Raw genomic sequence first — 19,400 nt, 5'->3', positions numbered from 1 at the left:
GACATAGCCATAAAAAAACCACCTTCGGGTGGTTTTTTTTATTGCTCTCAATCGCCTGGCGATCAGGCGGGCGCTATGGCCAGCACCAGGCAGTCGGGTTCGTTGATGCGAAAGCGCACGTTGAGATCGAACAGGCGTACCCCGTACTCCTTGTCGTCCGGCTTGCCCTTCTTGTAGGCGGGGCGGGGATCCTGTGCCAGCACCTCGCTCACCAGCAGGCGCAGCTCGGGATGGGCCTTGAGCCAGGGTTGCAGCTGTTGCTCCGCCTCCGGGCTGAAACTCACCGCCAGCGGCGGGGTGGGGGCGTCGGGGGCGAAGCCGCCACAGGCGTCCGGCAGGCTGTCGGCATAGGGGATGTAGGGCTTGATGTCGACTATGGGGGTGCCATCGAGCAGATCGACCGCGCCGAGCTCCAGCCACAGCTTGCCCCGCTCGCGACCCACCCCGTGCAGCTCGACCACCGACAGACCGAGCGGGTTGGGGCGGAAGGTGGAGCGGGTGGCAAAGACGCCGACCCGTTCGTTGCCGCCGAGCCGCGGCGGACGCACCGTCGGGTGCCAGCCCTGATCCATGGTCTGGTGAAACACGAAGCTGAGCCAGAGGTGGGAGAACTGCTCAATGCCGCGCAGCACGTCCGGTTGATCGTAAGGGGGCAGCAGCTCGAGGCGGGCACGGGCCGACTTGACCAGACCGGGCTGGCGGGGGATGGCGAACTTCTCCTTGTAGGGAGAGCGGATGATACCCAGGGTGTCGATTTCGAACTTCATGGCGGATCCTGACTGAAAACCCCGGCAATTTAGCACAGGCGGCGCCAAAACGCAGGCCTCGCCTCCCTTGCCTGGCCGGGCTCCCTGTCTCCCTTTCCCAGACCCTTTCCCTTATGCCTTGCCGTGATCACAGTCTCATCCCCGCGCCATGGAGGCTGTACCCCGCCGCCAACTTGGGTAGGGTGGGGGCACTATGAATACCGGCATGCAAGGCGAGTCATACCCGAGACAGCCAATCGTGCCGGACAGGAGGGACATGGATGAAACTGCTGATCATCGGCGGCACAGGTTTTCTGGGCCGCCACCTCACCTCGCTGGCGCTGGATTGGGGCCACGAGGTGACCCTGTTCAATCGGGGTCATCGCCAGCACCCGGATTGGCGCGATCTGGTACAGCTCACCGGTGACAGGGACAAGGATCTGCACGCCCTGCACGGGGAAGGGCCCGGCTGGGATCTGGCCATCGACACCTGCTGCTACCGGCCCGAGCAGGCGGCCAGCCTCTCGGCAGCCCTGCTCGGGCGCTGCGAGCGGCTGATCTTCATCTCCACCATCAGCGTCTATCGCGACTTCGCCCAGCGGGGGATGGATGAGTCGGCGCCGCTGCACGAGACAGGGGCCGGGGAGACGCCCACCGACTATGGCCCCCTGAAGGTGTTGTGCGAGGCCGAATATCGGGCCCGCTGGGGCGAGCGGCTCTGCATTCTGCGCCCCGGCGTGCTGTGCGGCCCCTATGATCCGACCGGCCGTCTGGCCTGGTGGGTGAAGCGGATACAGCAAGGGGGGCCCTGGCTGCTGCCGGGGGAGGGGCAGGATCGATTGCAATACCTGGACGTACGTGACTGCGCCGAGTTCGTGCTGCGCGCCGCCGAGCAGCAGCTGGGGGGCATCTTCAACCTGCTCAAGCCCGGCATAGCGCTGGTGGACTGGGTGGATCGCATAGCAGCCCGACTCGCGCCCGCCATGGCGCCGCAACCTGAGTGGGTGCCCTGGCCCGCGCTGCTGGCAGCCGGTGTCGAGCCCTGGCAGAGCTACCCGACCCTGTTGCCCAACGAGTTGCCGGAGTATGCCGGCTATGGCCGCATCAGCGCCGAGGCAGCCATAGTGCAGGGGCTCAACTTTCGGCCGCTGGAGGAGACGGTGGCCGATCTGGCCCAGTGGCTGGCGGATAACGATCAGGCCCTGGTGGCCGGGATGACGGCCGAGCAGGAGCGGGCGCTGCAGCAAGTGTTGCGGGTGGGCAGTCTGCAATAGGGTCGGGGTGTCCCCATCCTGCCTTGATGGCCAGCATATGAAAGAGGGCGTCCTGTGGGACGCCCTCTTTCATTCACCAGCGGTGCGGGTTAGCGCAGCCTGGCGCCGCACTGGATCAGCAGCTCTTTCAGCAGGGTGCGATGACAGCGCTCGGCCTGCTCACAGTAGCAACCCACCGACAGGTTGGTGGTGTGGGAGAGGGCGGCCAGCAGCGCCAGATCGTGGCGGGCGCAGGGGCTGGCCATCTCGGCCTTGTACTGCTTGCAGAAGGCCGCCCATTGGGCCGGCGTCTCGGCAGCCTGGCCCAGCTTCATGGTCTCGCTGCTGGGGGCCAGGTTGGGGAACCAGACGTCGTACCAATCCTGACTGGCAAATTCGCTCTTGGGCACGCCACGGGGCGGACGCCGCACAGTGCCGATGCGCAGCCCCTCATCGGGGAGGCGAGGGCTGCCGAGCCGGACTATGGCCAGTGCCATTGGGTCCTTACTTCTCTTGCGCCACTTTCAGCGCCTGCCCGTAGCAGATCACCTGTTTCAGGCAGCCCGGGGTGTCGCTGAACTCGGCGCACTTGTCGAAGGTGACACCGTTGCCACCCATGTCGGCCACGCGGCGGCGCGCCAGGGTGCGGGCTTCACCTGCGTTGGGGATGGGCTGCTTGGCATCGCTCTGGCAGGATTCCCCCTCGACAGTGCCGAGGTAGAGGTAGTTGAGGTCAGCCAGCTGACCCTGCTCATAGATCTGGACGCCGCCCGGCTTGAAGTACTCGTCGAAATTTTCCTTGTCCAGGTTGCTGTTGAAAGAGAAGTCGGCGCAACCGGAGGCGATCAGGGGCATCATCAGGATAAGGCGTTTCATGTCGGTATCTTGTTGAACTGTGAGGGGGCCATTATAGGGGCCAGTCGCTGCCTGCGACCAGCCCCATTTTCAGCCATGGAGACGGGGTGTGACGGGGATCAGACAGGTTCTTGCACGCTGATACCGGCTGCGATAGTCGTCATCATGATGTGAGAAGGGCGCAGGTGCGCCCCTCTGCCGTGCTTGCGATCAGACCGGTGCCAGCCGCTGATGCAGGCTGCGATAGTCGTCATCGGCCGGCAACTCATGGTGTGAGAAGGGCGCAGGTGCGCCCTCTGCCGTGCTTGCGATCAGGCCGGTACCAGCCGCTGGTGCAGGCTGCGGTAGTCATCATCGGCCAGCAACTCGTGGTGTGAGAAGGGCGCAGGTGCGCCCCTCTGCCGTGCTTGCGCTCAGACCGGAGCCAGCCGCTGGTGCAGGCTGCGATAGTCATCATCGGCCGGCAACTCATGATGTGAGAAGGGCGCAGGTGCGCCCCTCTGCCGTGCTTGCGATCAGGCCGGTGCCAGCCGCTGATGCAGGCTGCGATAGTCGTCATCGGCCGGCAACTCATGATGTGAGAAGGGCGCAGGTGCGCCCCTCTGCCGTGCTTGCGATCAGGCCGGTGCCAGCCGCTGATGCAGGTTGCGGTAGTCATCATCAGCCGGCAACTCATGATGTGAGAAGGGCGCAGGTGCGCCCCTCTGCCGTGCTTGCGATCAGGCCGGTGCCAGCCGTTGATGCAGGCTGAGGTAGTAATCATCCGCCAGCAACTCGTGATGGGGGGCGCAGAGGCGGATCTGCCCCTCTTCCATCAGGGCAATACGGTCCATCTGCTCCAGCCCCAGCAGGCGGTGGGAGATGAGCAGCAAGGAGCGATCCGCCCCCAGTCTGAACAACAGGTCCATGATCTCCCGTTCGGTCTGGCTGTCGAGCCCCTCGGTCGGCTCATCCAGCAGCCAGAGCGGGGCATCGTGCAGCAGGGCGCGGGCGATGCCGATGCGGCGTCGCTCGCCACCTGAGAGCGGGCGGCCGCCATCCCCCAGCCAGGCATTGAGCCCGCTGTCGCTGTGGCCGTTGTCATCTTCCAGCAGATTGGCCAGGCCGACCTGGGTCAGTACCTGCACCAGTTGCTCGTCACTGGCATCGGGGGCGGCCAGCTTGAGGTTGCCTCGCAAGGTATCGGCAAACAGGTGAACCCGCTGGCTCACCACCGACAACGAGGCGCGCAGCGCCCCTTCGCTGTAGTCGGTGAGCGGCTTGCCATCGAGCAGGATCTTGCCTGCCTGCGGGCTCCACTCCCGGGTCAACAGCCCCATCAGGGTGGACTTGCCGCAACCTGTCTGGCCCAGCAGCGCCAGCTTCTCGCCCGCCTGCAGTTGCAGGGTGCAACCGCGCAGCACAGGATGCGGGTTGCCGGGATAGCCGAAATAGAGGTCGCTGATCTGCAGGGTGCCGATGCTGGCGTGTTGCTGCTCGGCTCCCCACTCGGGGGCCTTGGCCTCCTGCAGTATCTCGTTGAGACGACGGGCCGAGGTGAGGCTGGTGGAGAGGTGCTGGAAGGCACCCGCCAGCGGCAGCAAGGCCTCGAAGCTCGCCAGGGTGGCAAACACCATGAGCGCCGTGATGGGATCCGGCGCGGCACCTGCCACACCGTGGCCGGCCAGCCAGAGCATCAGAGTCAGGGTCCAGCCGCTGAGCAGCTGCACCGAGAAGTTGGCAAGGCCGCTCACTCTGGCCATGCGGGCCTGGGCGGTCAGCAGTGCCTGTTCGGCCTGTTTCAGCTCGGTCAGCGCCTTGGGGGCGGCGGCAAACATCTGCAGTTCGGCCTGACCGTCCAGATAGTCCACCATGCGGGTTCGCATGGCCGATTTCTCGGCGATCAGCCGACGACCGGGCTGGCGACCGAGGAAGTAGAACACCAGCGGCAGGGCTATCATGCCAAGCAGCAGTATGGCGCCCAGAGTCAGGGCGAGACGGCTGTCGAAGAAGGAGAGGAAGAACACCAGACCGGCGCAGCTGAGCAGGGCCGCGCCTATGGGGGTGACCAGGCGCAGATAGACGTGATCCATGGCGTCTATGTCGGCTACCAGCCGGTTGAGCAGATCCGCCTGGCGAAAGCCTGCCAGGGTGCCGGTGGAGAGCGGCGAGAGCTTTTGCCAGAACCAGACCCGCAACCGGGTCAGCACCCGGAAGGTGGCGTCGTGGCTCACCACCCGCTCGCCCCAGCGACCCGCGGTGCGGATGATGGAGAAGAAACGTACCCCGCCGGCCGGGGTCATGTAGTTGAAGGTATCGCGGCTGGCGACGGCCAGTCCCGCCACGGCGGCGGCGGAGAGGAACCAGCCGGAGAGCGACAGCAGTCCCATGCCGGCCACCAGGGTCACCAGGGCCAGCAGCAGGCCCAGCGAGAGGCTCAGCCAGTGCTGACGATAGAGGCGCAGAAACGGCAATAGATCAGTCATCGAGAGAATCCCCCGGGTGTTGGGACAAGAGGCGGGCGAACGGGCCCTGCGCCCTGCTCAGTTGCTGGAAGTTGCCTTGCTCCACCAGCTGGCCGCGCGCCAGCACCAGTATCTTGTCCATCTTGGTCAGTTGATCGAGGCGGTGGGTGATCATCAGCAGGGTCTGGCCCGCCATCGCCTGCTCCAGCGTGGTCATGATGGCGCGCTCCGAGTGGCGGTCCAGGCTGGCGGTGGGCTCATCCAGTACCATCAGCTGGGTGGATTTGAGCAGGGTACGGGCCAGGGCGAGGCGCTGGGCCTGACCGACTGAGAGGCCGCCGGCCTGATCCCCGACCGGATAGTCGAGCCCCTTCTCCATGGCAAATTCCCAGGCCTGTGCCCGTTTCAGGGCGGCTTCCAGCTCGGCATCGCTGGCTGACGGCTTGGCCAGCAGCAGGTTGTCGCGCAAGGAGGCGTGGAACAGCTGCGGGTTCTGGGAGAGCCAGCCCAGCTGCAGCCGCCACTGGCTCATGTCGAGGCTGGCCAGCTCCTGGCCGTTGACCTTGAGTTCACCACGATAGGGGGCAAAGCCGAGCAGGGCGTTGACCAGCGAGCTCTTGCCGGCGCCGCTGATACCGATGAGCGCCGTGCGTGAACCCGCCTCCAGGGTGAAGTCGATGGGGCCGACCAGCACCTTGCCTTCGGCACTCAGCACTTCAAGGTCTTTGGCTTCGACCTTGATGGGGGTGTCGGCATGGAAAGGGGCGTTGCCAGAGGCGGGCTCGCTCACGTCGGCCTCGAGGAATTCCAGCAACTGCTCGGCCGCGCCTATGGCCTGCGCCTTGGCGTGGTAGTGGGCGCCAAGCTCGCGCAGCGGGGCGTAGAACTCGGGGGCGAGGAAGAGCACGAACAGGCCGGTAAACAGGGTGACCTTGGTGCCATAGTGGCCGAAGTTCAGGTGATCTATGTAGGAGAAACCGAAGTAGACAGCCACCAGCGCCACCGAGATGGCGGCGAAGAATTCAAGCACGGCCGTGCTCAGGAAAGCGAGGCGCAGCACCTCCATGGTGCGCTCGCGAAAATCTTCCGAGGCATCGCGAATGGCATCCCCTTCCGCCTGGGTGCGCATGAAAAGCTGCAAAGTGCGCAGCCCCTTCAGGCGATCGAGGAAGTGGCCGGAGAGACGCGCCAGTGCCTGGAAGTTGCGGCGGTTGGCATCGGCGGCGCCCACCCCCACCAGGATCATGAACAGCGGAATGAGGGGCGCCGTGCCCAGCAGGATCAGACCCGCCGCCCAGTTGACCGGGAACACGGCCACCAGGATCACCACGGGAATAAAGACGGCAATGGCCATCTGCGGCAGGTAACGGGAGAAGAAATCCTGCATGTTTTCAATTTGTTCCAGCAGCAGGCTGGCCCAGCTGCCGGCCGGGCGTCGCTGGATATAGGCAGGGCCGAGCCGACCGAGACGGGTGAGCACCAGCTCGCGAATGGCCTGGCGTACCGCGCTGCCCGCCTTGAAGCTGGTCACTTCACGGCCATAGGCCAGCGCCGCCTTGGTCAGGGTCACCAGCAGCAGGGTGATGAAGAGGGGAATGGATTGTTCCGGAGTGGCTCCCTCTATGATGAAGCCATGCAACAGGGTCGCCAGCAACCAGGCCTGTGCCACCATCAGTATGCCCTGACCCAGACCAAAGCCGATGGAGAGACCGATCCAGCGTCGGCCGTGGCTCGACTGGTTGCGCAACCAGCCATAGAGATGTTTCTGAGTTTTTTTGTCCATTACCACCATCCTCGCGTCGAGTGGCGCAAGACTATCCTCGGCCCCCGGCATTGGCAACCTTGTAAATTCCCGGTGTTGAAAATGTTTGATGGAAAAAACAGCTTGCTGCTCATTAGTTGGTCGAACAGCTTGATTTATGGTAAAAAACAGCACTGCGGTGATTGCGCTCGGCGGCAAAATGCATATAGTAGAGGCCCTGACGCGGGTGTAGTTCAATGGTAGAACGGTAGCTTCCCAAGCTGCATACGTGGGTTCGATTCCCATCACCCGCTCCACATTCTGATCCCCGGTAACCAAGCCGTCTTGTTATTAGCGCACTGCTTCTCGACGTTTGTTTGATGCCTGGTATCTGCTGCGATTTTGATGCCTAGCGGGCATCGTATAATGGCTATTACCTCAGCCTTCCAAGCTGATGATGCGGGTTCGATTCCCGCTGCCCGCTCCAGCTTTCATGCAAAAAGCCCACTCCTGCGAGTGGGCTTTTTGTTTGCTGGCTCATCGGATGTTGCCAGCTGTGCTTGCCCCGAACGCCGTAAACGAAAGAGGCGCCAACGGCGCCTCTCTTACCACACTGGGATCCGACGAACAGGGATTATTCCTGTTCCAGCTCGCCACAGAAGCGGTAGCCTTCGCCATGTATGGTGGCGATGATCTCCGGGGTGTCGTTGACGCTTTCGAAGTGCTTGCGAATACGGCGTATGGTGACATCCACGGTACGGTCGTGAGGCTTGAGCTCGCGGCCTGTCATCTTCTTGAGCAGCTCGGCACGGGTCTGGATCTGGCCCGGGTTTTCGCAGAAGTGCAGCATGGCACGGAATTCGGAGCGCGGCAGCTTGAACATGTCGCCAGCCGGGCTGACCAGTGCGCGGCTGTTGATGTCCAGTGCCCAGCCGTTGAACAGGTAACGTTCAACCAGCTTCTTCTCTTCGCCACCGGCGGCCACATTCATGGTGCGGCTCAGCAGGTTGCGGGCACGAATAGTCAGTTCACGGGGGTTGAACGGCTTGGTGATGTAATCATCGGCGCCGATTTCCAGACCCAGGATCTTGTCCACTTCATTGTCACGACCGGTCAGGAACATCAGGGCTATGTTGTCATCTTCACGCAGCTCGCGTGCCAGCAGCAGGCCATTCTTGCCCGGCAGGTTGATGTCCATAATCACCAGATTGATGGTGTGGGCGGTCAGGGCTTGATGCATCTCGTCGCCATTGTTGGCTTCGAGCACTATATAGCCTTCGGCCTCGAAGATGCTTTTCAGGGTATTGCGGGTGACCAGTTCGTCTTCGACGATCAGAATGTGTGGTGTTTGCATGAGTATTCCCAGATTCTTATCAGTTAGTTATCTAAATTTTAACACTCTTTGGCGTTACCCGACCGGTCCTGAAAATTTATTACGTCATCCTGGGTATGAATGTCAGGTCGGATTATCGCGAATTTGGCATCAGCGTTGGCAAACATCCCTGTGCCACACATAGGCTCTCAACAAGTCTGATCGAGAGAAGCCTGGAAAGGTAGTCCATTACAAAAGTGGCTGCATTTTATCAGTTAACAGGCGCATAACAACACTCTTTGCCGTCAGATAGCAACTTTTTAACTCTGGTTTGATATAGGTCAAACCCTGAGTTCACAGCATGATACTTGGGGTTGCCCCCATTTTCGCCCTTATAAAATGTAATGGAATGTAACATGTGGTTGACATGAATTTGTGGGAAAACTACAGAAAAATTTGTTTTATTGCACCCTTTGCGGCGCCGCAATGGCCCGCTTACGCCATAGTGACGGGCTGGAATCCGGCCAGTCGCGAGGTGGGAATGCGTCGTAATACCCGGCGCCAGCGGGCCCTCTGGCGGGTGATCGCGGCATCTCCCCGCATGATGGCCATGGGGCCCTGCTGGGGGAGCTCGCCCGATGAAAGTTGGCGCGAATCGTCGCTGTTGCTGGCTTCCTCCCGCGCTGAGGCCATCGATCTGGCTGCCCGTTTCGGCCAGCACGCCCTCTATTGGGTGGAGCGGGGGGAGCTCTGGTTGCTGCCGGTATTGATGAAAGGCATACCTCTCCATCTGGGCAGAATTGAATCCCACTGGATTGTCAGGAACCCGGCTTGATGAAAGAATGAGCGAATTCATGTCCATGGAAGGAAGCTTATGATGCTGGATCTACTGCCCGACCTCTGCGATCAACACGGCGATGCCCTGCAAGTGGCCGAGCCGCTGTTCCATAATTTTGGTGGCAAGCCGCTGTTTTATGGTCAGGCGGTCACCCTCTCCTGCTATGAAGACAACAGCCTGGTGCGGGAGCTTGTCACGCGGCCCGGCCAGGGGCGGGTGATGGTGATCGATGGCGGTGGTTCGTTGCGCCGCGCCCTGCTCGGTGATCAGCTGGCCATCAAGGCGGCGGAGCAGGGATGGGAGGGGATCCTGATCCACGGTGCCGTGCGCGACGTGGGCACCTTGGCAACGCTGGCGCTGGGGGTCAAGGCGCTGGCGGCCTGCCCGGTCAAGACCGAGAAGCGGGGTCAGGGTGAGCTGGATGCCGTGGTGTCGTTTGCCGGAGTGACCATACATCCGGGTGACTACGTCTACGCCGACCTCAACGGCGTACTGGTGAGCGCCACCCGGCTCATCTGAGCGGTCAGAAGTTGAGGCCGACGCCTATGCTGAGGGACTGTTCCGTGCTGAAGGCGCTGACGCCGTAGTTGGCCGTGATGGCCAGCTGCGGGGTGAGCAGCAGGCTGGTATTGAGCTCCAGCAGTGTGCTGGCCTTGTTCACTTCCAGCTGCTTGAGCTGGCTGCCGATGTTCAGCGAGGGGGAGAGCTGATAGCGCACCCCCGAGCTGATATTGAAACCAGTCTGCTCGCTGTGGGTACCCACCGCCGGCCCGGCTTCCATGTAGAGGCTGACATCGTCCTGTACCGGATACTGGTAGCCGGTGTTGATGAGCCAGAGATCGAAATTGTCGCTGTGATGGGACTGGCTGCCGAGCAGCACGCCGGAATAGCTTTTTACGTAGAGCTGGCTGTTTGCCTCGCTCTTGAGGAAATCCCAGTCGGCGGCCTGGGCACCGAGGCTGAGGCATGAAGCGAGTGCGATGATGAGTGGTTTGACCATTCTTTTCCCCTCCCTGGGTCCGGAACAGGAATACAAGCATGGCACATGCCAGCTGCTAGTAAAGGCAACCCAGATCACAATAAAACAGTTTTAATCTGCCGCCGACTCATGATAAACAGGCCACCATCATCACTTTCCTTTCCCTATTTCTCTCACATCAAGAGGTGAACCCATGAACAAGAAACTGACCCTGCTGGCCGCACTGGCACTGGGAGGCTGCGCCATGGCAACTGGTTCCAATCTGGCTCAACTGCAAGCATCCACCTGGCAGCTGCAGGGGGCGAGCGGCGATACCTTCACCCTGCAGGTCGCGGGTGACAAGGTGGCGGGCAAGGGCGGCTGCAACCGCTATTTTGGCGGCATCACCCAGCAGGGTGACGGCGTATTGACGCTGGGGGCCATGGGCTCGACCCGCATGATGTGCATGGGCGATCTGGCCGGCAAGGAGATGCTCTATCTGCAGAAACTGGAGAAGGTGGCAACCTTCAAGGTCAGCGGTCAACAGCTGGTGCTGAGTGATGCCAACAAGGTGGCGCTGCTCACCTTCGATGCCATGCCGGCCGCCAAGTAACTGATATTCCTGTCAGAGGCTGTCGTAGCATGCGCAGGCAGCCGCGATCAGCAAGGGACGCCGCGGCGTCCCTTTTCAATGCCGTTTTGCGGCTTGTGCCAGCAAGCATCGCAAGATGCATCGCATCTTGAATCACCGGCAAGGCGCCGAGAGTTAATCCTCATCCCCCCCGCTGGAACTTGAAGCGCTTCTTGCGTCGATAGGGATAGACATCCTCGAACACCCCCACCTTGATGTTGCTCTGCAGCATCTTCCAGTAGTTGGCGTCGAACATCTCCTTGTGCAGCTGCATCATGATCTCCCGCACCTGGGGCTTTTGCAGCAGGAAGGTGGCGAACTCCTCGGGGAAGATGTCGTTGGGGGCCACCGAATACCAGGGCTCGGCGCTCCATTCATCTTCCGGGTAGCGCGGTGGCGGGATCTGGCGGAAGTTGCACTCCGTCATGTAGCAGATCTCGTCGTAGTCGTAGAAGACCACCCGGCCGTGGCGGGTGACGCCGAAGTTCTTGAACAGCATGTCGCCGGGGAAGATGTTGGCCGCCGCCAGCTGTTTGATGGCGTTGCCGTACTCCTCCAGAGCGAGTCGGGTCTGCTGCTCGTCCGCCTTGTCCAGATAGAGGTTGAGCGGGATCATCTTGCGCTCTGTGTAGAGGTGTTTTATCACCAGCTTGTCACTGGTGATGGTGAGCGCCGAGGGGGCCACCGTTTTCAGCTCGGCCAGCAGCTCGGGCGAGATGCGATCCAGGGGAAACTCGAAGTTGGTGAACTCCTGGGTGTCGGCCATGCGGCCCACCCTATCGTGCTGTTTTACCAGCCGGTACTTGGCCTTCACCTGCTCGTGGCTCACATCCTTGGGCGGGGTGAACTCGTCTTTTATCACCTTGAACACAACGTCATAGGAGGGGAGGGTGAACACGCTCATCACCATCCCCTTGATGCCGGGGGCTATGACGAACGGCTCTCGGCTCTGGGCCAGGTGCTGCTGATAGTGACGATAGAGCTCTGTCTTGCCGTGCTTCTGGCAGCCGATGGCGTTGTAGATCTCGTAATCGGGCTTGTGGGGCATGATCTGGCGCAGAAACACCACAAACAGCGCCGGCACAGGGGCGTAGACCATGAAGTAGGCGCGGGCGAAACCGAAGACGATGGAGGCCAGCTCCGGCTCGAAGATGACGGTATCCACATAGATGCTCTGGCCTGTGCTGAGCAGCGGCAGAATGAAGGGGAATACCTGTCCCTTCACCCGAATAAGCCCCACCAGATAGGCCCCCTTGTTGCGGTAGAACACCTCTTTGAGCAGCTCGATGGCGAAGGGCTCTTCATGCAAGATCTGCGGGCCGTTCTCGGCAAGATGGCGGTGGATGTCGACAATGTCGCGCTGCTTGTCCTCGTAGGGGAGGGTGAAGCTGTAATCCCCGAGCAGCTGGCTCAGGGTCTGGGGCAGGTGGGTAAGGTCGGTGCGATAGACCCGCAGCAGAGCGCTCAGATCCGGATGTTCCCCCCGGCTGCGAAACGGGTGGATGTAGAGGTTCTCGTCGCGAATGTTGCGATGGCGGAAGATGCGGCGATAGACGGAGTTGAAGAAGGACTCCGCCACCTCGAAGTTGTCACAGCGGGGCAGCAGATCGCTGAAGGCGCCCTTTACCCGCTTGAGCAGCTCCTGGGTGGCGTGATGCTCCCCCATCATCTGCTTGATCAGGGCCGTGGTTGCGCCCACGTGGTGATCATAGAGGCGAATGCGCTCGCGCCCGGCGAGCTGCACTCCCAGCCAGTCGCTGTTCTCGAAGCGGCTCTTGCTGCCCTGGGTTATCTCGAGAAACCGGCTGTAAAACGACTCGAAGCGTTGCAAGATAGTCTCGGCGACGGCCTGTTCCAATGGCTGCTGCATCTCTCTCTTCCTTGTGATGTGTCGGCCGGTATGGCGGCTGAGTCCGGGGCTGGTCTGTCGTCCTGTCCTTGCCCTGCAAGCGCTCAATCCCTCGCGGCATTCATGCCGAGAATGGCTAGCAGTTTGTTCACACGTCTGGCCACTATGGCAACATTCAAACGTCTGTTCAAGTGGCAATTTCGGGGGATAAACGGTAGATTGCGCCCCTGTTTTGCCGACCATTTGCAGCCTGTTCAAGCGGTCGGCCTGCCCAAGAGGAAACCCAATGAAACTCTATTTTGTGCTGGTGGCGCCTGCCCGGGCATCCAACGTCGGGGCCGCTGCCCGCGCCATGAAAACCATGGGCTTCGATGCCATGCGACTGGTGGCGAGCCGGGTACACGAAGAGGAGGAGGCTAGCTGGGTAGCCCACGGGGCGCAGGACATTTTGACCAACGCCGAGGCATTCGACACCCTGCCGGAGGCGCTTGCCGACATGGATCTGGTGATCGCCACCACGGCCCGCCAGCGTGGCCGCTATCAGCACTACCTCACCCCGGGGGAGATCCGCGAGCAGATCCGCGCCAAGCCATCGCTCGGCAAGGTCGCCATAGTGTTTGGCTGTGAGGAATCCGGCCTCTCCAACGAGCAGCTGGCCCACGCCGACCTGCTGAGCTACCTGCCGCTCAAGGTGAGCTACCCGTCGCTGAACCTGGGGCAGGCGATCATGCTGTATGCCTACGAGATGAGCCAGTTGCTGGATGAGCCGCAGGCTATAGCAGAAAATTTTGATAACGCCGGGCAGGTTCGTGTACTGAAACACAAAACAGCAGAAATACTTGGTGAACTCGGAGTTTCTCAGGATGAAAAACTGCATCAATGGGTGATGGACCGAGTGCCCATGCTGCCGCAGCGGGATTTGAATATGCTGCATCTGCTCTGCAAAGACCTGGTTCGCCGATTTGAACGCAAGGGGCAATGAGGTTTAAGTTGACAGCCCATCGCCTGCCGCGGTATTGCTAAAAGCCAGCTTCGTTCAAGAGTGTTCGTCATGCAGTCATTCACCAACGTCATCACCACCACCATTATTACCGGTACCACCACAGGTGGCACTGGGGCCGGTTGATGCGCTGACGAACAAGCACAGAAATCAAAAAAGGCCCGTACCCACCCAGTACGGGCCTTTTTGTTGAGTTGTTTTTAGACCGTTTTCAGATCAATTTGCAGGGTTCACAGGGAGATAAGCGATGAGAGTGTTGAAGTTTGGCGGGTCGTCACTGGCCGACGCAGAGCGTTTTTTACGGGTAGCCGATATCGCGGTCAATACCCACGGCCAATCCCAGGTTGCCCTGGTGCTGTCGGCACCAGCCAAGGTGACCAATCACCTGGTCGCCCTGGTGGAGCAGACCAGTCGCGGCATGGATGCCAGTTCCACCCTGTTTGAAATCAACGGTATCTTCTCCCGCCTGCTGGCGGGTTTGAAGGCGGCCTATCCGGCGCTGGATGACAAGGCACTGCAGGCCCGCCTCACCGCCGAGCTGGATCAGGTGGAGCGACTGATGCAGGGCATACGGCTGCTGGGGCTCTGCCCGGACAACGTGCAGGCCCGCATCCTGAGCCGCGGTGAGAACCTCTCCATCGCCTTCATGCACGAGTTGCTGCGAGTGCGCGGCCTCGAGCTGGATATCATAGTGCCGGAGCAACTGTTGGCCACCGACGGCGGCTACCTCGAAGCTCACGTCGACATCGAGGCCTCCCGCCTGCGCTTTGCCGCCAAGGGGCTGCGTTCCGATTGTCTCTACCTGATGCCGGGCTTCACCGGTGGCAGCGACAAGGGTGAGACCGTGCTGCTGGGCCGCAATGGGTCGGATTACTCAGCTGCCGTGCTGGCCGCCTGCGTCGATGCCGAATGCTGCGAGATCTGGACCGACGTGGAAGGTTGCTACAACTGCGACCCGCGCCTGGTGCCGGATGCCTACCTGCTGAAAACCCTCTCCTATAAAGAGGCGATGGAGCTCTCGTATTTTGGTGCCAAGGTACTGCACCCGAAAACCATCGCGCCGGTGGCCCAGTTCCACATTCCCTGCCTCATCAAGAACAGCTTCAACCCGCAAGGGCCGGGCACCCTCATCGGTGTCGAGCAGGGGGATGACGACCTGAAAGTGAAGGCCATCTCGGACTTGTCCGGCATGTGCATGTTCAACGTCTCCGGCCCCGGCATGAAGGGCATGGTCGGCATGGCCGGCCGCATCTTCTCCGCCGTCTCCCGCGCCGGGGTCAGTATAGTCCTCATCACCCAGTCATCCTCCGAGTACAGCGTCAGCTTCTGTATCCACAGTTATGACAGCGACAAGACCCGTAAGGTGCTGGAGCGCGAGTTCGAGTTGGAGTTCAAGAACCAGCTGCTGGATCCGCTCGAGATCATGAGCGATCTCGCCATCATCTCCCTGATCGGTGACGGCATGCGCACCAGCAAGGGGATGGCGGCCCGCTTCTTCACCTCCCTGGCGCAGGCCTCCATCAATATCGTCGCCATCGCACAGGGCTCGAGCGAGCGCTCCATCTCCGCCGTGGTGCGGGATCGCAAGGTGGCGGAAGCCATCAAGGCCTGCCACCAGAACTTCTTCGGCAGCCAGCAGTTCATCGATCTCTTCGTGGTCGGTGTCGGCGGCGTCGGCGCGGCCCTGGTGGATCAGATTGCCCGCCAGCAACCGGTACTGGCCGAGCAGGGCACAGGCCTGCGGGTAGTGGGCATCGCCAACAGCCGCCAGATGGCGGTCAACAAGGATGGGCTGAATCTCGCCAACTGGCGTGAACAGCTGGTGGAGGCCCGTGACAGCTTCAGTCTGGAAGCGGTGCAAAAGCTGGTGGAAGAGAGCCACCTCATCAACCCTGTGATCGTCGACTGCACCTCGAGCGAGGCCGTCGCCGTCCAGTACGCCGACTTCCTGGCCGCCGGTTTCCACGTGGTCACCCCGAACAAGAAGGCCAATACCGGCTCGCTCGATTACTACAAGGCGCTGCGCCGCACCGCCCGCCAGACTCGCCGCAAGTTCCTGTACGAGACCAACGTCGGCGCCGGCCTGCCGGTCATCGAGAACCTGCAAAACCTCATCAAGGCCGGCGACAAGCTGCGTGCCTTCGACGGCGTGCTGTCCGGGTCGCTCTCCTTTATCTTCGGCAAGCTGGATGAGGGCATGGCTTTCTCCGAGGCGACCAAGATTGCCCGTGGCAACGGCTTCACCGAGCCGGATCCGCGCGACGATCTCAACGGCATGGACGTGGCCCGCAAGCTCTTGATCCTGGCCCGCGAGGCCGGCATGGCGCTGGAGCTGTCCGATGTCGAGGTGGAGCAGGCACTGCCGCCATCTTTTGTAAAAGAGGGTGATGTGAGCGAGGATGTGGAATCCTTTATGGCCCGCCTGCCGGAGGCTGACGGCTGGTTCCGCGACCAGTTCGCGGCAGCCCAGCGTGAAGGCAAGGTGCTGCGCTATGTGGGTTCCATCGAGGGGGGCAAGTGCAAGGTCGCCATCAAGACGGTCGGTGCCGACGAGCCGCTGTTCAAGGTCAAGGACGGGGAGAACGCGCTCGCTTTCTTCTCCACCTACTACCAGCCCATCCCCCTGGTGCTGCGCGGCTATGGTGCCGGTACCGAAGTGACTGCCGCCGGCGTCTTCGCCGACGTGCTGCGCACCCAGAACTGGAAGCAGGAGTTGTAAGCATGAGTTCAGACATGTACCAGAGCGGTAGCGTGGTGGCCTATGCCCCGGCCTCCAGTGCCAACCTGAGCGTGGGATTCGATGTACTGGGGGCGGCGCTCGCCCCCGTGGATGGCTCCCTGTTGGGGGATCGCGTCCAGGTGAAGGCAGCTGACGTGGCATTTGCCCTCTCTTCCGTGGGCCGCTACGCCCACAAGCTGCCGGACGATCCGAAAAAGAACATCCTCTATGACTGCTGGGTCGCTTATGGCGAGGCGCTGGAGAAGCGCGGCATCAAACTCAAGTCGCTCGAAATGGTGCTGGAGAAGAACCTGCCGGTGGGCTCGGGTCTGGGCTCCAGCGCCTGCAGCGTGGTGGCGGCGCTGGAGGGGCTCAACGCCTTCCACGATAATCTGCTAAATGAGCACGATCTCCTGCTGTTGATGGGGGAAATGGAAGGGCGTATCTCTGGCTCGGTGCACTACGACAACGTGGCCCCCTGCTATCTCGGCGGCATGCAGCTGATCGTGGAAGAGGCGGGCGTCATCAGCCAGGGCATACCTGTGTTCGAGCAGTGGTACTGGGTGGTCTGCTACCCCGGCACAGTCGTCTCCACCGCCGCCGCCCGCGCCATACTGCCGGCCCAGTATCGCCGCCAGGACTGCCTCACCTACGGCCGCCGACTGGCCGCCTTCGTGCACGCCAGCTACAGCCAGCAGGAAGGCTTGGCGGCGAGCGTGCTCAAAGACGTGATCGCCGAGCCCTATCGCGCGGCACTGATCGAAGGCTTCAACGAGGTGCGGGCCCAGGCGGCCCAGAACGGGGCGCTGGCCACCGGCATCTCCGGCTCGGGCCCCAGCGTCTTCGTGGTGATGAAGGATCTGGCCCAGGCCGAGCGCATGAAGGATTGGATGGACGCACATTTTGTGCAGAACGAAGATGGATTTGCCCGGGTCTGCAAACTGGACATGGCCGGGGCACGGGTAACAGGAAGCGAGCTATGAATCTTTACAATATCAAGGACAAGAGTGAACAGGTCAGCTTCGCCCAGGCGGTGCGCCAGGGCTTGGGCCGCGATCAGGGGCTCTTCTTCCCCGAGGTGATTGCGCCGCTGGCCGATGTGGATGCCCTGCTGGCGCTGCCGCTGGCCGAGCGCTCCGCTCGCATCATCAGCCACCTGTTGGGGGACGAGGTGCCCGCCGCCAAGGTGAGCGAGCTGATCGACGCCGCCTTCACCTTCCCGGCGCCCCTGGTGAAGCTCAAAGATGGCACCTATGCCCTGGAGCTGTTCCACGGCCCGACCCTGGCGTTCAAGGACTTTGGTGGCCGTTTTATGGCCCAGTGTCTGGCCACCTTCCGCACCAACGACAAGATCACCATCTTGACCGCCACCTCGGGTGACACAGGCGCCGCCGTGGCCCACGCCTTCTACGGGTTGGAGGGGATAGAAGTGGTCATCCTCTACCCCAAGGGCAAGATCAGCCCCCTGCAGGAGGCGCTGTTCTGCACCCTCGGCGGCAACATCCGCACCATTGCCATCAACGGCGACTTCGATGCCTGTCAGGCGCTGGTGAAAGATGCGTTCGACGACGAGGAGTTGAAAAAGGCCATAGGTCTGAACTCCGCCAACTCCATCAATATCAGCCGCTTGCTCGCGCAAGTTTGTTACTACTTCGAAGCCGTGGCGCAGCTGCCCAAAGCGGATCGTGCCAAGGCGGTCATCAGTGTGCCGTCCGGCAACTTTGGCAACTTGACCGCAGGGCTGATTGCCAAGGCGCTGGGGCTGCCGGTGAAGCGCTTTATCGCCGCCACCAACGCCAACGACACAGTGCCGCGCTACCTCAAATCCGGTCAGTGGGAGCCGCACCAGACAGTGGCAACTTTATCGAACGCCATGGATGTCAGTCGCCCCAACAACTGGCCGCGGGTAGAAGAGCTCTGCCGCCGCGAAGGCTGGGCGCTGGAAACCCTGGGGTCTGGCATGCGTGACGACGCCCAGACCCGCGATGCGCTCAAACGCCTGCACCAGCTGGATTACCTCTGCGAGCCCCACGGCGCCATCGCCTGGGATCTGCTGAACGAGCAGCTCGGTGAAGATGAGGTGGGGGTCTTCCTCTGCACCGCCCATCCTGCCAAGTTCAAGGAGTCAGTGGACGAGATCCTGGGGCTGGATGTGCCGCTGCCGGGCCCGCTGGCCAAGCATGCCGTGCTGCCGCTCTTGTCCCACAACCTGCCGGCGGAGTTTGCTCGCCTAAGGGCCTTCCTGCTCGGTTAAGTTGATTGCCAATCCCCCGACCTCGGGGGATTTTTCTATCCGTTGTTTTCTATCCGTGACAGGGCGGGTAAGCCGCCCCATAAGGAGTGAAGATGAGTCAGCATCCCCTACGTGCTCTTATCGAAACCTGCGACGCAGCCATCTCCCGGCGCGATTTCGACGCCCTGATGGCCTTCTACGCCGAGGACGCCGCCCTGGTGGTCAAGCCCGGCATGGTGGTGCGCGGCATTCCCGCCATCCGCCGCGCCTTCACTGCCATCTCGGATTACTTTCAGGGGCAGCTCAAGGTGGAGCAGGGCGCCATGGAGGTGATCGAGGGGGCCGACAATGCGCTGGTGATCATGGAGACCCGGCTCGATTACCCGGATGGTCAGGGGGGCCTGACTGATGAAACCCGCCGCGCCACCTATGTGTTTCGCAAAGAGGCCGATGGGCAGTGACGCTGCACCATAGATAGCGCCTACGGGACCTCGTTGTTGGATGTAATCCTATAAGTTACAGCATCCTGCTGATGGCGATGGTCCAACAGCCCGAGTTGCGGTTGCTAGATGAGCTGGACAGCCACCAGGATAACGCCTCTCGCCAGTTGCTCACACAGGTGCTGGCTGATTACCCGGACACATTGCTGCTGCTCTCCCACGATCCCGAGTTTGTTACGGGAGTGGGGATTGGGCGGGAATATACCCTGGGTAGGGAAACTGGGGAATCGATAGTTTAGAAAATTAAGTGCCCGAAATTTTTCCCTAATATTCTGGATTATCCCCCCATATGGTTACGAAAAAATAGCTATTGGTTGACAT

The 19,400-nt window shown here is 61.6% G+C and carries 17 protein-coding genes, 2 tRNA genes and 1 pseudogene; 12 read left to right on the top strand and 8 right to left on the bottom strand.

All coding sequences use genetic code 11. The annotated features are described in order from the left end of the window. Positions 1-62 precede the first annotated feature (62 nt). Complete coding sequence (gene tsaA / locus BN1118_RS14615; RefSeq protein WP_043556824.1) at positions 63-767, bottom strand: tRNA (N6-threonylcarbamoyladenosine(37)-N6)-methyltransferase TrmO; 705 nt, start codon at positions 765-767, stop codon at positions 63-65. 260 nt (positions 768-1,027) lie between these two features. Here tsaA and BN1118_RS14610 point away from each other — a divergent pair, with 260 nt between their 5' ends. Then, positions 1,028-2,020, top strand: a complete 993-nt coding sequence (locus tag BN1118_RS14610) for an NAD-dependent epimerase/dehydratase family protein (protein ID WP_043556823.1) — start codon at positions 1,028-1,030, stop codon at positions 2,018-2,020. An 89-nt stretch (positions 2,021-2,109) separates the two neighbouring features. Here the strand turns inward: BN1118_RS14610 and BN1118_RS14605 are convergent, their stop codons facing one another. The 4 genes from BN1118_RS14605 to cydD all read right to left on the bottom strand — a co-directional run bounded on the left by BN1118_RS14605 (position 2,110) and on the right by cydD (position 7,081). Next, the gene (locus tag BN1118_RS14605; RefSeq protein ID WP_043137973.1) at positions 2,110-2,496 is read right to left on the bottom strand and encodes a DUF488 domain-containing protein; all 387 of its coding nucleotides are present in this window, start codon (positions 2,494-2,496) and stop codon (positions 2,110-2,112) included. A 7-nt stretch (positions 2,497-2,503) separates the two neighbouring features. Next, the gene (gene rcsF, locus BN1118_RS14600) at positions 2,504-2,875 is read right to left on the bottom strand and encodes an Rcs stress response system protein RcsF (protein ID WP_042871028.1); all 372 of its coding nucleotides are present in this window, start codon (positions 2,873-2,875) and stop codon (positions 2,504-2,506) included. Positions 2,876-3,573: 698 nt separating this feature from the next. Further along, on the bottom strand, positions 3,574-5,319 hold the full coding sequence (gene cydC / locus BN1118_RS14595; protein ID WP_043556822.1) for a heme ABC transporter ATP-binding protein/permease CydC: 1,746 nt from the start codon (positions 5,317-5,319) through the stop codon (positions 3,574-3,576). Continuing rightward, the gene (gene cydD / locus BN1118_RS14590) at positions 5,312-7,081 is read right to left on the bottom strand and encodes a heme ABC transporter permease/ATP-binding protein CydD (protein WP_043556821.1); all 1,770 of its coding nucleotides are present in this window, start codon (positions 7,079-7,081) and stop codon (positions 5,312-5,314) included. The genes cydC and cydD overlap by 8 nt, the downstream gene beginning before the upstream one ends. Before the next feature lie 201 nt (positions 7,082-7,282). Between cydD and BN1118_RS14585 the strand changes: the two genes are divergently transcribed. Together BN1118_RS14585 and BN1118_RS14580 are read left to right on the top strand one after the other, a co-directional pair. Continuing rightward, positions 7,283-7,356, top strand: a tRNA-Gly gene (locus BN1118_RS14585). 95 nt (positions 7,357-7,451) lie between these two features. Next, a tRNA-Gly gene (locus BN1118_RS14580) sits at positions 7,452-7,526 on the top strand. 147 nt (positions 7,527-7,673) lie between these two features. Here BN1118_RS14580 and arcA read toward each other — a convergent pair. Beyond that, positions 7,674-8,393 (bottom strand): two-component system response regulator ArcA, encoded by a 720-nt coding sequence (gene arcA, locus BN1118_RS14575; RefSeq protein WP_010633329.1) that lies wholly within the window; start codon positions 8,391-8,393, stop codon positions 7,674-7,676. 376 nt (positions 8,394-8,769) lie between these two features. Here arcA and BN1118_RS14570 point away from each other — a divergent pair, with 376 nt between their 5' ends. Together BN1118_RS14570 and BN1118_RS14565 are read left to right on the top strand one after the other, a co-directional pair. Continuing rightward, a complete protein-coding gene (locus BN1118_RS14570) occupies positions 8,770-9,186 on the top strand; it encodes a DUF3293 domain-containing protein (RefSeq protein ID WP_043556820.1) in 417 nt (138 codons plus the stop codon). 42 nt (positions 9,187-9,228) lie between these two features. Further along, entirely contained in the window at positions 9,229-9,708 is a 480-nt protein-coding gene (locus BN1118_RS14565) for a putative 4-hydroxy-4-methyl-2-oxoglutarate aldolase (protein ID WP_043556840.1), read from the top strand. A 4-nt stretch (positions 9,709-9,712) separates the two neighbouring features. Here the strand turns inward: BN1118_RS14565 and BN1118_RS14560 are convergent, their stop codons facing one another. Continuing rightward, complete coding sequence (locus tag BN1118_RS14560; protein ID WP_042871036.1) at positions 9,713-10,189, bottom strand: hypothetical protein; 477 nt, start codon at positions 10,187-10,189, stop codon at positions 9,713-9,715. Between the two features lie 172 nt (positions 10,190-10,361). Here BN1118_RS14560 and BN1118_RS14555 point away from each other — a divergent pair, with 172 nt between their 5' ends. Then, positions 10,362-10,760: an META domain-containing protein gene (locus BN1118_RS14555; RefSeq protein ID WP_042871037.1), complete on the top strand. Its 399-nt coding sequence runs from the start codon at positions 10,362-10,364 to the stop codon at positions 10,758-10,760. Between the two features lie 160 nt (positions 10,761-10,920). Here BN1118_RS14555 and aceK read toward each other — a convergent pair whose 3' ends face one another. Beyond that, entirely contained in the window at positions 10,921-12,648 is a 1,728-nt protein-coding gene (aceK, locus tag BN1118_RS14550; protein ID WP_043556819.1) for a bifunctional isocitrate dehydrogenase kinase/phosphatase, read from the bottom strand. Positions 12,649-12,913: 265 nt separating this feature from the next. Here aceK and BN1118_RS14545 point away from each other — a divergent pair, with 265 nt between their 5' ends. The 6 genes and pseudogenes from BN1118_RS14545 to BN1118_RS22150 all read left to right on the top strand — a co-directional run bounded on the left by BN1118_RS14545 (position 12,914) and on the right by BN1118_RS22150 (position 19,318). Next, complete coding sequence (locus tag BN1118_RS14545; RefSeq protein WP_043556818.1) at positions 12,914-13,609, top strand: tRNA/rRNA methyltransferase; 696 nt, start codon at positions 12,914-12,916, stop codon at positions 13,607-13,609. Positions 13,610-13,874: 265 nt separating this feature from the next. Further along, entirely contained in the window at positions 13,875-16,346 is a 2,472-nt protein-coding gene (gene thrA, locus BN1118_RS14540; protein ID WP_043556817.1) for a bifunctional aspartate kinase/homoserine dehydrogenase I, read from the top strand. A gap of 2 nt (positions 16,347-16,348) precedes the next feature. Continuing rightward, positions 16,349-17,329, top strand: coding sequence for a homoserine kinase (gene thrB, locus BN1118_RS14535; protein WP_043556816.1), 981 nt, complete (start codon positions 16,349-16,351; stop codon positions 17,327-17,329). Beyond that, on the top strand, positions 17,326-18,600 hold the full coding sequence (thrC, locus tag BN1118_RS14530) for a threonine synthase (protein WP_043556815.1): 1,275 nt from the start codon (positions 17,326-17,328) through the stop codon (positions 18,598-18,600). The genes thrB and thrC overlap by 4 nt, the downstream gene beginning before the upstream one ends. Positions 18,601-18,692: 92 nt before the next feature. After that, positions 18,693-19,037, top strand: a pseudogene (locus BN1118_RS14525) (YybH family protein); the annotation flags it as partial. 74 nt (positions 19,038-19,111) lie between these two features. Beyond that, entirely contained in the window at positions 19,112-19,318 is a 207-nt protein-coding gene (locus BN1118_RS22150; protein ID WP_043556814.1) for a P-loop NTPase family protein, read from the top strand. Positions 19,319-19,400: the final 82 nt, after the last annotated feature.

Origin of the sequence: Aeromonas bestiarum (genome assembly GCF_000819745.1) — a bacterium.
In the GTDB taxonomy this organism is placed as follows: Bacteria; Pseudomonadota; Gammaproteobacteria; order Enterobacterales; family Aeromonadaceae; genus Aeromonas; species Aeromonas bestiarum.
This window is presented reverse-complemented; position numbering and strand designations above follow the sequence as displayed.

Bases quoted from the DNA above. Each gene is read 5' to 3' on its own strand.
- thrB (WP_043556816.1), top strand. From the start codon at position 16,349: ATGAGTTCAGACATGTACCAGAGCGGTAGCGTGGTGGCCTATGCCCCG.
- cydC (WP_043556822.1), bottom strand. From the start codon at position 5,319: ATGACTGATCTATTGCCGTTTCTGCGCCTCTATCGTCAGCACTGGCTG.
- BN1118_RS14605 (WP_043137973.1), bottom strand. From the start codon at position 2,496: ATGGCACTGGCCATAGTCCGGCTCGGCAGCCCTCGCCTCCCCGATGAG.
- BN1118_RS14565 (WP_043556840.1), top strand. From the start codon at position 9,229: ATGCTGGATCTACTGCCCGACCTCTGCGATCAACACGGCGATGCCCTG.
- BN1118_RS22150 (WP_043556814.1), top strand. From the start codon at position 19,112: ATGGCGATGGTCCAACAGCCCGAGTTGCGGTTGCTAGATGAGCTGGAC.
- rcsF (WP_042871028.1), bottom strand. From the start codon at position 2,875: ATGAAACGCCTTATCCTGATGATGCCCCTGATCGCCTCCGGTTGCGCC.
- BN1118_RS14555 (WP_042871037.1), top strand. From the start codon at position 10,362: ATGAACAAGAAACTGACCCTGCTGGCCGCACTGGCACTGGGAGGCTGC.
- BN1118_RS14545 (WP_043556818.1), top strand. From the start codon at position 12,914: ATGAAACTCTATTTTGTGCTGGTGGCGCCTGCCCGGGCATCCAACGTC.
- tsaA (WP_043556824.1), bottom strand. From the start codon at position 767: ATGAAGTTCGAAATCGACACCCTGGGTATCATCCGCTCTCCCTACAAG.
- arcA (WP_010633329.1), bottom strand. From the start codon at position 8,393: ATGCAAACACCACACATTCTGATCGTCGAAGACGAACTGGTCACCCGC.
- thrA (WP_043556817.1), top strand. From the start codon at position 13,875: ATGAGAGTGTTGAAGTTTGGCGGGTCGTCACTGGCCGACGCAGAGCGT.
- BN1118_RS14610 (WP_043556823.1), top strand. From the start codon at position 1,028: ATGAAACTGCTGATCATCGGCGGCACAGGTTTTCTGGGCCGCCACCTC.
- BN1118_RS14560 (WP_042871036.1), bottom strand. From the start codon at position 10,189: ATGGTCAAACCACTCATCATCGCACTCGCTTCATGCCTCAGCCTCGGT.
- cydD (WP_043556821.1), bottom strand. From the start codon at position 7,081: ATGGACAAAAAAACTCAGAAACATCTCTATGGCTGGTTGCGCAACCAG.
- thrC (WP_043556815.1), top strand. From the start codon at position 17,326: ATGAATCTTTACAATATCAAGGACAAGAGTGAACAGGTCAGCTTCGCC.
- aceK (WP_043556819.1), bottom strand. From the start codon at position 12,648: ATGCAGCAGCCATTGGAACAGGCCGTCGCCGAGACTATCTTGCAACGC.